We start from the raw sequence: 12,149 nt of genomic DNA, 5'->3' as shown, positions 1-12,149 counted from the left end.
TAAGGCGTTGCTTATTTTTTTCAACTATCTCCCAATTCTATACAGCCCCTAGTAATTAACTTATATCGTGTTAGCTATAGTTCATAAACATTGATATAGGAAATCTCTTATATGCCTAAATAGAGACAGTGCTTATCGTTTAACAGCATTACTAACTATTTCTGGCTATCGTAATGCCTGTTTTTTAAGTATCAAATTTTAAGCATCAAAATAAAGCGCTACTTATGTATAAATAAGTAGCGCTCATAAAAATCACAAGTTTTTTAATAGATTATGTGCCCAACATACCGATTTAGATGCTGGCTTTCAGGTCAAGTCGTGCTTGATGCAATAGTGGCTCAGTATAACCACTTGGCTGCTCGCGACCTTTAAAGACCAAATCACAAGCGGCTTTGAAGGCATAAGAGTTATCAAAATCATTCGCCATTGGTCGATAGTCAGCATCACCAGCATTTTGCTCATCGACGACTTTTGCCATACGTTTCATCGCCTCCATCACTTGCTGCTCACTGACAATACCGTGATGTAACCAGTTGGCAATGTGCTGGCTGGAGATACGCAACGTTGCGCGGTCTTCCATCAAACCAACATCATTGATGTCCGGCACTTTAGAGCAACCAACGCCTTGGTTTACCCAACGTACGACATAGCCTAAAATGCCCTGAGCGTTGTTTTCTAGTTCTTGTTGTTTCTCTTCCTCTGTCCAATTGGTGTCTTTTGCCAAAGGAATGGTCAAGATATCATCTAAGCTGGCACGCTCGCGTGATTTTAGACTGTCCTGAACATCAGCGACATTCACCTGATGATAGTGCATGCTGTGCAAGGTTGCCCCTGTTGGTGACGGTACCCATGCGGTACTAGCGCCTGCTTTTGGATGCGCAGCTTTGGTGTCCATCATCTCCTTCATCTCATCAGGCTTCGCCCACATGCCTTTACCGATCTGAGCATGACCTTGTAGACCTGTTTCAAGTCCGACATCAACGTTCCACTGCTCATACGCTGGTTGCCATGCTTGCGACTTCATATCACCTTTACGCACAAATGGTCCGGCGTTCATGCTGGTATGCATCTCGTCACCAGTACGATCCAAGAAACCCGTGTTAATAAAGATAATGCGCTCTTTTGCTTGGCGAATGGCCTCTTTTAGGTTGACCGTCATGCGGCGTTCTTCATCCATCACACCGATTTTTATGGTATTACGTTCTAAGCCTAATAAATCCTCTGAAGCATCAAACAAATCATTGGCCATTTTTACTTCTTCAGGGCTGTGCATTTTTGGCTTAACGATATACATCGAGCCTTCACGTGAGTTTGATAGCTCAGTTTTACCTTTTAAATCATTCAAAGACAATAGCGGGGTAATCAGTGCATCCATCAAACCTTCGAATATCTGTTCTTGACCGTTACCCAAGTCAACTAAAATGGCAGGGTTTTGCATCAAGTGACCGACGTTACGGAGCAACAATAGCGAGCGACCCGGTAAGGTAAACGAGCTACCATCTGGCGCGGTATATTCACGGTCTGGGTTTTGTTTGCGCGTACGGGTTTTGCCCCCTTTTTCAAAGGTCTCTTGCAAATCACCATTCATCAGTCCTAGCCAGTTATGATAGGCTTCGACTTTTTCTTCGGCATCGACAGCAGCGATTGAATCTTCACAATCCTGAATAGCGGTAATTGCTGACTCTAATAATACGTCTTTAATATGTGCTGGGTCATCTTTACCAACGGGATGACTGCCATCGATTTGAATTTCAGCATGCAAGTTATTATTCTTTAATAGGATAGCCGTTGGGCTATCTGCATCACCAACGTAACCTGAAAACTGTGCGGCATCTTTTAGTTGCGTGCTGCTATCACCTTGAGCAACTTCAAGCGTGCCATCAACCACTTTAAAGCCAGTCGCATCGTTATATGAACCTGATGCTAGCGCAAAGCTTTCATCTAAGAATTTTTTGGCGTAGGCCACAACAGCTGCGCCGCGAGTTGGGTTATAGCCACCCTTTGCTTCTTGACCATTGTCATCACTGATGACATCCGTACCATATAGAGCGTCGTACAAACTACCCCAACGGGCGTTGGTCGCGTTCAGTGCATAGCGAGCATTACGTACTGGAACAACCAGCTGCGGTCCAGCAATCTTTGCAATCTCGTCATCGACATTTTCGGTGCTGACTTTGAAGTCATCGCCTTCTGGCAACAGATAGCCGATTTCTTGCAAGAATGCCTTGTAAGCGGGGTAATCAATCTCACCATTTTGGGCAGGATTGTCTAGATGCCACTGATCAATCTGCGCTTGAATTTTTTCACGAGTCTCTAGTAGCGCCTTGTTACGTGGGGTAAATTCTTTAATAACCTTTTCAAAACCCGACCAATAACCGTCTGAATCAACACCGACTTTCGGTAGCACTTCGTTTTCAATAAAGTCATACAATTGCTGATCAATGGCAAGAATACCTTTTTGAATACGATTGACGTTAGAAGACTGGCTCATGTTGTTATCCTTAATCTGTTCGTGAGGTGAGTTAGTGCTAAGTTGTGACCGTAACGGTTTGAAAATGCTAAATCTCAAATTTGGCTGAAATAAATAGCAAACATGACAACGCAAAGTATCAGCTGTTATTGAGCAGCCAATTATCCAATAATATAGTGTCTATTCCATAGACTAGTGGTGATTTTCGACTGCCTTTAGCCAGACCTGTCTACAAATATGATGTTTTGCTACAGGATTGGCAATTGTTATACTGCATGCCACTGACCACTAAGTGACAATCAATAGTAAGACAAAATGCCCGAAAAGCAAAATACCATCCTACTATCAAGTAATAAAATAAACAGGAAAATGGTATTCACCAAGTAAATAATGAAACTATATAATATATGATAAGCCATAAAGCGTAAGCCTTATACATCATTAGCAATACTTGATAGTCACTGTTTTATACGCTAATTATAAACTGTAAGTAATCATTTCAATACCTATTTATGCTTAACCGTTATCTATTAATGAATATCCGTTAGAATATATCGGACACAATAAATGATGTTGAATAGGTCATTTATTGTGTCCATCACCCGTAAATAGAGCCCATTTAAACTATGACTATAAATCAGAAAAGCCCCTCAATACCACAGACATCAATAGACGATATTAAAGAAGATAGCGTCGATATCACCCAGTTACGCACACCCATAAAAGTAGACTTGTCACCTATCTATAAATTTTTGGGCGCTAGAACCACACAATCTTGGGTTGAGGCGGCTCTCGCGAACTTGCCGTTAATCATTCAGGATCATGCCAATTGCGAAAAAAAAGCCGCTGGTACCGCGATGAACTTGATATTTCGCTATGAGTTTTCTTATGAACTACAGCGTAAATTGGCACAGCTGATACGTGAGGAGATGCTACATTACGAGCAAGTGCTCGGCATCATGAATGAGCGCGGTCAGGTCTGGGAATATCTGAGTGCAGGCCGCTATGCCAAAGGTATGCTAAAGCATAAACGTACTTACGAGCCAGCAGCGATGGTAGATGTGTTGATTATTGGGGCATTTATTGAGGCGCGCTCTTGCGAGCGCTTTGCGGCACTTGCTGAGGTTATCGATGATGAGCGTTTGGCTAAATACTATCGTTATCTATTAAAGTCAGAAAGCCGTCATTTTGAGGATTATTTGGCACTGGCACAATCACTATCTGAGGAGAATATTGATGAGCGTGTGGCATTTTTTAAAGCAATAGAAGCAGAGCTAATATCAAGTCCAGACACTGAGCTACGTTTTCATAGCGGCTCCCCTGCTTAAAGGCAGTCAAAATATCTGAGAATTACTACAGTGCTACTGGGATGAATTTTGCGCAGCCTCTGCGTATGCAGCACGCTAGAAAAATTTATACCAATAGCACACTAATACAGCCGTATCAGTTTTAGTGTTCATCACTATATATAGCGTCAGCTATCGCTTTGTCAAAAAAAGTGAAGTAACGGATTAGAGTATTGAACTCGATCAGTTACTTCACTTTTTTACTTCTATTTAATTTCGCTTATTACAATAAATGGTTATTTGTCGTCTTCCATTAACGAGCTATCATACTGTTTGGTGTTTTTGGCAACATTATGCGGGTCATGGTCGTCAGTGACTCTTTCTGCCGCAGCTGGATTGACTTTTTGCAAGGCATCATCAGGAACGATACCATTGTTATCGTCTGCATCTTTTAACTCATGATTGTTATTGACTGTATTATGGTCTGTCTTATTCATAATGACTCCTTATAGCAATTTATCGCAATGTTTTTATCGCAAAATTTCTTCTATATAACCTGCGATTTCTAGAGTACTGCAAAAGGACTATCAATCCTTGTCGTCAGGGTTTAGTACACGTGTCTGGGCGTTATCAACGCTTGCATAGCGATTCCTATCGTTTATCTCTGTGCTTTTAGAAGCATCATCAACAGTCGTATGTTCATTGACGCCTTCATCAAAAGCATTGCCTTCTTGGTCACGGCGATCAGGCTGACGTGCAGGATTGTCATTATCATTTACGTGTTTTGAGTCAAAGACCCCTGTTTCAAACGTTTCCGTTCCTTTGTTGATAGTTGTATCATCTACAATACTATCGTCGGTAGACATCACATTATAACTATCATGGTGGATATCTTCGTGCATATGGTCACCATGCTCGGCATCATCACTGGCGTATCTTGTACCAATGACTGTTTCTTGGAATGTCTGGGTACTTTTATCCTCGTTATCATGACCTAGGATATTATCGGCGATACCATCATGTGTCCTATCATTATGAATCTCATGATGATCGACCTGGTCATCGACAGGCGTTTTAGTCAACGCGGGGTCTTTGGTTTGCATATCTTTATTTTGCATAGTGATATCCTTATATTTTAACTCAGCTTTGTTATTATTTTATTGGCCACTAGATGTCTGACAACGCTTATTCATAAAGGCTCATTTTTATAAAGGCTCATTGATATAAGATAAAATAGTCACTTATATGAGAACTTACTTCTCGCTTTCTTGACTCAAATCATGAGCATCTAAATCTGCAACGTTTTTGCCGCCTGCTGGTAAATCCTCTTCCTTGCGCGGATCAGAATATATCTCATCGGTTTCTTGCGACTCTTGTTGTGGACCATCAATATCGGGTTCATGCTTACGTCCTTCATAGCTATCTTGGCTATTTTTTGGATGTAGTAGAGATGGGTCATCGACCAATACTTTTTCTTCATTGGTATGTCTATTAGCTGTCATAGCGTATCCCTCGCGTTGGTATATTAATTTTTTTAATCCGAACGTCTAGAGCAGTCACTACTTATCCGTGCGCAAATCCTCTTCAATAAAAGAAGTTTGCTCTTTCTCACTCAGCTGTTCAGGTGTGTCCGCTTGTTTATTGTCTTTTAGGTTTTTCTCAATTTTCTGACCGTCAGCTTGTTCTGCTGCTTTTTTGATATCTGACGTATCGTTCGTTGTATTACTCATAATGACTCCATATTTTTATAATCGGTTAACTGATATAGTTAAAATACTTTAAAAGCGCTACGATACTGCGGGTATAGTTTTTTTGCAGCCTCTGTCTGCGTAGGCACAGCAAGCAAGAAAAAACGGTACCCGCAGTACGTGATGTGATGTAGCGATATTACTTCTCACTGACTATATTAAGTATAAGGAGAATACTGAGTAATGCACCAGTGTACTGCCGTATCAATATGTGAATAAATGTGAGGTTACAAGACAGTTTGTAACTCGTATACACGGCACAATTAATTAAAGCCAAGTATAGATATCTATGCTTGGCTTTAATTAATGAACTTTAATTGTATAAACTCTGAGGTTAAAAAGGCTGGCTAGACTGTCTCTCCCACCCCACTGACAACTTTTAATAAATACTCTTGGGCGCTATGCGGTACCTCATCCGCTGCTGGCTGAAGCTGCTGCCATACACCATCACCATCAAGCGTCCAAGCCTGGGTATTATCTTTTAGGTAATTCAGCAAGCCATCTTCATAGACCTGCTTAAACAGCTTTTTATCTTCAATCGGAAACGCCACTTCGACTCGATGGAATAAATTGCGATCCATCCAGTCGGCACTACCGCAATATAAGCGCTCGTCTCCGTTATTATAAAAGTAATAAATGCGCGTGTGCTCTAAAAAACGACCAATGACAGAGCGCACAGTGATGTTTTCGGACAGCCCTTTTACTTGTGGGCGTAGACAACACATAGAGCGCAAAATCAGCTCAATTTTGACCCCTGCTTGCGAGGCATCATATAGCTTGCCAATCAAACGCCGTTCGGTTAGGGCGTTGACTTTGACGATGATATGAGCGCGCTTGCCAGCCTTGGCATGAGCGATTTCATCATCGATAAAACTCATTAGTTTTTCATGCAGCGTAAAGGGCGCGTGCAGGAGCTTTTTGAGGTTGGCAGGTTTGCCCATACCAGTCAGCTCTTGGAATATCTTATGCACGTCTTCTGAGATGTCAGCATCTGCGCTAAACAAACCATAATCAGTATAAACTTTGGCATTGGCGGCGTGATAGTTGCCCGTCCCTAAATGCACATAGCGGCGGATTCTGTCGTCCTCACGGCGCACAATAAGCATGAGCTTGGCATGGGTTTTGTAACCGACGATGCCATACACCACAACTGCCCCTGCTTCTTGTAAGTAGTTGGCAACCGCGATATTAGAGGCTTCATCAAAACGGGCGCGCAACTCGATGACGGCAGTAACTTCTTTGCCATTACGGGCAGCGGCGGCCAGTGCTTTAACGATTTCTGAATTGGTGCCTGAGCGATACAGCGTCTGCTTAATTGCCAACACTTTTGGATCGCTGGCGGCTTGCCACAATAGATTGATAATGGGCGAAAACGCATTGAAAGGATGGTGTACCAGCACATCTCTTTTGCGCATAGCCGCAAACATACTGGTCGATTTATCCAGCTTATCCATCTCACGGCGGAACACTTTTGGCACGACATGAGTAAAAGGCTGATAACGCAGTGCTGGAATATTAAAATCAAACAACAAACGCGTTAAGTTGACAGGGCCATTGACCCGGTATAGCTGATTATCATGCAGATCAAACTCATTGAGCAAGTAATCACTAATAGGTACCGGACAGTCAGTAGTCACCTCTAAACGCACTTTATCACCAAAGCGGCGGTTTTCTAGCTCGCCTTCTAATGCTTTGGCAATATCCTCGACATCATCTGCCAAATCCAAATCGGCATTGCGCGTCAGCCTAAATTGATGGCAGCCAGTGACATTCATCCCAGGAAATAGCTCACCAATGTGCTCATGAATGATGGCCGATAGCATCACGTGGTGCTCTTTGCCGCCCGTTAGCTCATCGGGTAGACGAATCACCCGCGGCAAACTGCGCGGTGCAGGTACAATCGCTAGATTGATATCGCGACCAAAGGCATCTTTGCCCTCTAATGTAGCGATGAAGTTTAGGCTCTTATTGACCAAACGTGGAAATGGATGCGCAGGATCAATACTGATGGGTGTCAATACTGGCGATACTTGTTCAGTAAAATAACGCTTCATCCAAGCGGATTGCTCGGCATTGAGCTCGTCGCGCTTGAGATAACGGATGTCTTCCTTAGCGAGCGCTGGTAGGACATCTTCGTTAAGAATGCGATATTGCTCAGCAATTGCATCATGCGTTATCGTCGAAATTTCGTTCAGCACTTCACTGGGGCGCATACCGTGGGCGCTGGTCGAAATATCTGCAATATTAAGTTTTTGCATGATGCCAGCGACACGAATCTCAAAAAACTCATCGATATTTGACGAAAAGATAATTAAAAAGAACAGGCGCTCAAGGAGCGGATGGTGAGGACTGGCGGCCTGCGCTAAGACACGAAGATGAAACTGTAATAAGGACAAGTCACGATTGATATAACTGCTGGGTGAATAGCTGCCGTCTTCTGAACGCTGCCATGCAATCTGGGTTAGGTTGTCATTGTTATCTTTTACATTGGCCTGATTACTAACGCTATTAATGCTATTAAGCTCATTAACATCAATCATGTCATTGATGTGATTACCCTTGTCCTGCTTATCATTCACACCTACCATGTCATCGCTCCTTTTTTATTATCGATACGCCGTCATCTTTTTAAAAACAACATTTCCGACAACCGCTTTGTTAGCATTTTTTATTATCATCATGCTTATGAAATACTGCCACCATTTAACATCGCTGCCCGTTTAACTTTATAACAATTGAGGCGAGCAGTTACGCTGCTTATTAATTAAGCTGATTGTGGCAATGCCGCATTTTTCATCCGTTTTTTGATGATACGCTGTTTATTACGTAAGCGTCTATCGCTCTGATTGTCTTGATAGTACTTGGGGTTGGTCAGCATGGCGATCAGTAGCGCTGACTCATCACGGTTTAGATTGGCCGCCGATTTATCAAAGTAATGCTGAGCCGCGGCTTCGACACCATAAATACCATTGCCAAACTCTGCTACGTTTAGATAAGCCGTCAAGATACGCTGTTTGTCCCAAAGCGTTTCAATCATTACGGTAATAATGGCTTCCTCACCCTTACGCACATACGAGCGATGCGAAGTCAAAAACAAGTTCTTTGCCAATTGCTGGCTAATCGTTGAGCCACCAGCAGACATTTTACCCGTTTCTTCGTTTTTCTTACGCGCCGCCTCGATACCTTTCATATCAAAACCATTATGCTCACTAAACGTCGAATCCTCACTCGCTATCGCCGCTTGCTTGGCCGACTTGGCAATGGCATCATACTCTGCCCACGTTTGGGTGACTGTACCGCCTGTTAAACGATGGGTCAGCATAAACATGCTGTTATTAATGGGCTGGGTTTTCCAAATTAACAGTAGTCCAGCGACCAACACATGGAATGCCACAACCAACAACATTATTGCCAATAATAGCCGTTTGAAAAACTTGCCAAAACTTGCCATGCGCGATATCCAAATGATTAAAAAAGTAATAAAATAAAGTAGAACACTCTGAGTAGAAGCGTTTAAGTAACAAGCCGTCAGTGAAAACGCTACGCCAATCCTCATAAATCGGTAACGATAAACAGCAAGTCATCTTACCTAATCTCACAATCGCTGTCATTATTTACCCCACTTCTTTATCATGTCACAGCGTTTCGACAAAAACTTCGTAACAAGACGAAGCAATACTCACGTTTTGGATAAAAAGCTAAAAACAAGTACGGTGCGGCCAATATTAAGGCGAGAGAATAACTATGGACGATAATGACATAAAAGCATTGCGGGCGCGTATGATTGACGCAAACCCCAGCCTTGCTAGCGCTAAAAACGGTGCTAAAAATAGCGTTGATGATATTGATAAATGGTGGCTACTGGGAACCTCTGGCTGTCATTTATGTGATGTCGCTGAGCAGCTAATCATACAGTTTCAAGCGGTACAGCCTATCACTTATAAGATTGTCGATATCGCCGATTTCGATGAGCCGCTTATGATGGCGTTTGCCACCACTATCCCCGTTATTTTGACACCAACTCAACGCTTAAACTATCCGTTTTCCGTGATGGATTTGCAGCAATTATTAAGGGCTTCATAACAATATTAAATGCCTGATAAAACCAATAATCGCTTCTGGCATGCCAAGCGTAAAACTTTAGTAGCGAGAACGTTATGAAAGAGTTAAAGCCTGTTTTAAAGAAAAGCACTTTAAAGCAAACCACTTTAAAGCAAAGCACTTTAAAAAAAGTCACCGAAATCGAAGACTTGCGCCGTGTCGCTGAACGTAAAGTGCCGCGTATGTTTTATGATTATGTCGACTCAGGCTCATGGACTGAGACCACTTATCGCAGCAATGAGACCGACTTTGACCGTATTAAATTGCGCCAGCGGGTATTGGTCAATATGGACAACCGCAGTCTGGCAACGCATATGATTGATGAGCCAGTCAAGATGCCTGTCGCCATCGCTCCCACTGGTTTTACTGGCATGATGTGGGCGGATGGCGAGATTCACGCCGCGCGAGCAGCCGAAAAATTTGGCGTGCCTTTTTCATTATCGACCATGAGTATCTGCTCTATCGAAGATGTGGCAGAAAATACCAATGCGCCCTTTTGGTTTCAGTTATATGTCATGCGCGACCAAGAATTTATGGCCAATCTGATCCGCCGTGCCAAAGCTGCCAATTGCTCAGCACTGATATTGACCGCTGATTTGCAAGTATTGGGTCAACGCCACAAAGACATCAAGAACGGTCTGTCTGCACCACCGAAACCAACACTCGCTAATATATTAAATCTCATGACCAAGCCTGAATGGTGCCTAAATATGCTGGGTACTAAAAGACGCACCTTTGGTAATATCGTCGGTCATGCCAAAAACGTCGAGGATATCTCGTCACTATCAGCATGGACGGCCGAACAGTTTGACCCTGCATTGAGCTGGGACGATGTCGCCCGTATCAAAGATATGTGGGGTGGCAAACTTATCATCAAAGGCATTATGGAGCCTGAAGATGCTATCTTAGCTGCGCGTAGCGGTGCCGATGCGCTGGTGGTTTCAAATCATGGTGGGCGGCAGTTGGACGGTGCGCTCTCTTCTATCTCTGCCCTCGCTGATATTGTACAAGCGGTACACGCTGAAAACAGCAATATTGAGGTGTGGTTAGACAGCGGTATTCGCTCAGGTCAAGATGTACTAAAGGCCATCTCGCTGGGCGCAAAGGGCACGATGATCGGTCGCGCTTTTCTTTACGGCCTAGGGGCGTATGGTGAAGATGGTGTTCGCCGCGCGCTAGAGCTGATTTATAACGAGTGTGATATCAGCATGGCATTTTGTGGTCACACCGACATCAATCAAGTCACTAATGACATCTTGGTAAAAGGTACTTACGAAAACCTTAAAACTAACCACCTTTAAGCCTGCTCAACCTGCGTCGCTATAAATAATCATAACAGACTTATACAGTTAGGGTCTGTTAAACATTCAAATATTATAGCGCGCTACTGGAATTAATTTGAAAGTAGCTCAACTATAGATGACACACCCTAACCATAGCCTTTATACTCTACCGATACTTTTTCATTGATAGCTCGCTTTTATGCCCATTCAACAATTATTAAAGACCGCGCCCGTTACCACCTTGCTATTAGCCAGCTTTATTGGACTATTTATCCTGCAAGTGCTGACAGGCGTCGATGCCAATAACCCATCGACTCAAGCCCTACTAAAATGGGGTGCCAATGCCTTGCCTTATACCATGGATAACGAGCCGTGGCGCTTAGTCAGTAGCGCCTTTTTACATATTGGTTTGATGCATCTGTTATTTAATGGGTTTGCCATGTACTTCTTTGGGCAAATCGCCGAGCCGATGTTTGGCTCAGTAAAGTTTTTGGCGTTGTTTTTACTGGCGGCAATCGGTGGCAACTTACTCAACAATTATGTCACGTGGCAAGGTATTTTGGATGGTACAGGGCAACCCGGTATATCAGCGGGGGCATCTGGTGGTATAATGGGTATCGGCGCGGCGTTATTAATAGCCGCACTGTTTAAGATATCGGTCAATGGCATGGTGCTCAACCTTAAAAGCCTTGTATTTATTATGGGTATCAACCTTGTGTATGGTTTTGCCGTACCTGGTATCGATAACGCGGGCCATATTGGCGGGGCAGCTACTGGTCTCATCATTGCCCTGGCTTTTGCTATTGCCTACCGTCAGCGTATGGCCGCTGTTATGCAAAATACAGCGATGCATCAGAGTGGTTATTTGTCTCAAAACCAAAATCAGTACATCAATCAATCCATTGATCAACATCAACCTAAATACCAAACCACCTATATAAACTCTAGTCATTCTGTTCTTAGCGAACAAAAAGCCCCATCAAAACCTGCGCTTATTTGGCAACTGCTGCCATGGGTTATCATACTACTTATTGGCGTTGGCTTTATTTGGTGGTGGCAAATCATTCACCAACAAATATTAGAGGTGCTAAATGCCATTGAATAAAGCATCTGAGTAAAGCTGCTTTATAAATAAAAAGCTGTTATTTATGACTGTCGCACTATATTAATAGCGCACAAAAACAGCTCATTCGTTTTTTGGTGGTGTTCTAAAAAGTATGCTGGCATCAGACGTAGCCATAATTGATGTAAAAGAACACCA

At 43.1% G+C, this 12,149-nt stretch carries 11 protein-coding genes; 4 read left to right on the top strand and 7 right to left on the bottom strand.

Going from position 1 to position 12,149, the window contains the following annotated elements:
- Positions 1-292: 292 nt before the first annotated feature.
- Positions 293-2,491, bottom strand: coding sequence for a malate synthase G (locus EI161_RS11280; protein WP_192529576.1), 2,199 nt, complete (start codon positions 2,489-2,491; stop codon positions 293-295).
- Between the two features lie 605 nt (positions 2,492-3,096).
- Here EI161_RS11280 and EI161_RS11275 point away from each other — a divergent pair.
- Positions 3,097-3,798, top strand: coding sequence for a tRNA-(ms[2]io[6]A)-hydroxylase (locus EI161_RS11275; protein ID WP_192529575.1), 702 nt, complete (start codon positions 3,097-3,099; stop codon positions 3,796-3,798).
- 254 nt (positions 3,799-4,052) lie between these two features.
- Here EI161_RS11275 and EI161_RS11270 read toward each other — a convergent pair whose 3' ends face one another.
- From EI161_RS11270 to mtgA, 6 genes are all read right to left on the bottom strand, one after another.
- Positions 4,053-4,253, bottom strand: a complete 201-nt coding sequence (locus EI161_RS11270) for a hypothetical protein (RefSeq protein ID WP_192529574.1) — start codon at positions 4,251-4,253, stop codon at positions 4,053-4,055.
- Positions 4,254-4,343: 90 nt separating this feature from the next.
- A complete protein-coding gene (locus tag EI161_RS11265) occupies positions 4,344-4,874 on the bottom strand; it encodes a hypothetical protein (protein WP_225735356.1) in 531 nt (176 codons plus the stop codon).
- A gap of 135 nt (positions 4,875-5,009) precedes the next feature.
- Positions 5,010-5,258 (bottom strand): hypothetical protein, encoded by a 249-nt coding sequence (locus tag EI161_RS11260; RefSeq protein WP_192522835.1) that lies wholly within the window; start codon positions 5,256-5,258, stop codon positions 5,010-5,012.
- A gap of 57 nt (positions 5,259-5,315) precedes the next feature.
- Positions 5,316-5,486: a hypothetical protein gene (locus EI161_RS11255; RefSeq protein WP_192522834.1), complete on the bottom strand. Its 171-nt coding sequence runs from the start codon at positions 5,484-5,486 to the stop codon at positions 5,316-5,318.
- Between the two features lie 365 nt (positions 5,487-5,851).
- Positions 5,852-8,044 (bottom strand): polyphosphate kinase 1, encoded by a 2,193-nt coding sequence (ppk1, locus tag EI161_RS11250; RefSeq protein ID WP_192529578.1) that lies wholly within the window; start codon positions 8,042-8,044, stop codon positions 5,852-5,854.
- A 224-nt stretch (positions 8,045-8,268) separates the two neighbouring features.
- Complete coding sequence (mtgA, locus tag EI161_RS11245) at positions 8,269-8,955, bottom strand: monofunctional biosynthetic peptidoglycan transglycosylase (RefSeq protein WP_192522832.1); 687 nt, start codon at positions 8,953-8,955, stop codon at positions 8,269-8,271.
- A gap of 293 nt (positions 8,956-9,248) precedes the next feature.
- Here mtgA and EI161_RS11240 point away from each other — a divergent pair, with 293 nt between their 5' ends.
- The 3 genes from EI161_RS11240 (at position 9,249) to EI161_RS11230 (ending at position 11,993) form a co-directional block, all read left to right on the top strand.
- The gene (locus EI161_RS11240; RefSeq protein ID WP_192529573.1) at positions 9,249-9,587 is read left to right on the top strand and encodes a glutaredoxin family protein; all 339 of its coding nucleotides are present in this window, start codon (positions 9,249-9,251) and stop codon (positions 9,585-9,587) included.
- A 74-nt stretch (positions 9,588-9,661) separates the two neighbouring features.
- Positions 9,662-10,906, top strand: coding sequence for an alpha-hydroxy acid oxidase (locus tag EI161_RS11235; protein WP_225735355.1), 1,245 nt, complete (start codon positions 9,662-9,664; stop codon positions 10,904-10,906).
- A gap of 181 nt (positions 10,907-11,087) precedes the next feature.
- The gene (locus EI161_RS11230; RefSeq protein WP_192529572.1) at positions 11,088-11,993 is read left to right on the top strand and encodes a rhomboid family intramembrane serine protease; all 906 of its coding nucleotides are present in this window, start codon (positions 11,088-11,090) and stop codon (positions 11,991-11,993) included.
- The last annotated feature ends 156 nt before the right edge of the window (positions 11,994-12,149 follow it).

It is taken from the genome of Psychrobacter sp. FME5 (assembly GCF_014861375.1).
In the GTDB taxonomy this organism is placed as follows: domain Bacteria; phylum Pseudomonadota; class Gammaproteobacteria; order Pseudomonadales; family Moraxellaceae; genus Psychrobacter.
This window is presented reverse-complemented; position numbering and strand designations above follow the sequence as displayed.

Coding starts and splice junctions, on each gene's coding strand:
- EI161_RS11240 (WP_192529573.1), top strand. CDS start 9,249: ATGGACGATAATGACATAAAAGCATTGCGGGCGCGTATGATTGACGCA.
- EI161_RS11270 (WP_192529574.1), bottom strand. CDS start 4,253: ATGAATAAGACAGACCATAATACAGTCAATAACAATCATGAGTTAAAA.
- EI161_RS11275 (WP_192529575.1), top strand. CDS start 3,097: ATGACTATAAATCAGAAAAGCCCCTCAATACCACAGACATCAATAGAC.
- EI161_RS11260 (WP_192522835.1), bottom strand. CDS start 5,258: ATGACAGCTAATAGACATACCAATGAAGAAAAAGTATTGGTCGATGAC.
- EI161_RS11230 (WP_192529572.1), top strand. CDS start 11,088: ATGCCCATTCAACAATTATTAAAGACCGCGCCCGTTACCACCTTGCTA.
- EI161_RS11280 (WP_192529576.1), bottom strand. CDS start 2,491: ATGAGCCAGTCTTCTAACGTCAATCGTATTCAAAAAGGTATTCTTGCC.
- EI161_RS11235 (WP_225735355.1), top strand. CDS start 9,662: ATGAAAGAGTTAAAGCCTGTTTTAAAGAAAAGCACTTTAAAGCAAACC.
- mtgA (WP_192522832.1), bottom strand. CDS start 8,955: ATGGCAAGTTTTGGCAAGTTTTTCAAACGGCTATTATTGGCAATAATG.
- EI161_RS11265 (WP_225735356.1), bottom strand. CDS start 4,874: ATGCAAAATAAAGATATGCAAACCAAAGACCCCGCGTTGACTAAAACG.
- ppk1 (WP_192529578.1), bottom strand. CDS start 8,044: ATGATTGATGTTAATGAGCTTAATAGCATTAATAGCGTTAGTAATCAG.
- EI161_RS11255 (WP_192522834.1), bottom strand. CDS start 5,486: ATGAGTAATACAACGAACGATACGTCAGATATCAAAAAAGCAGCAGAA.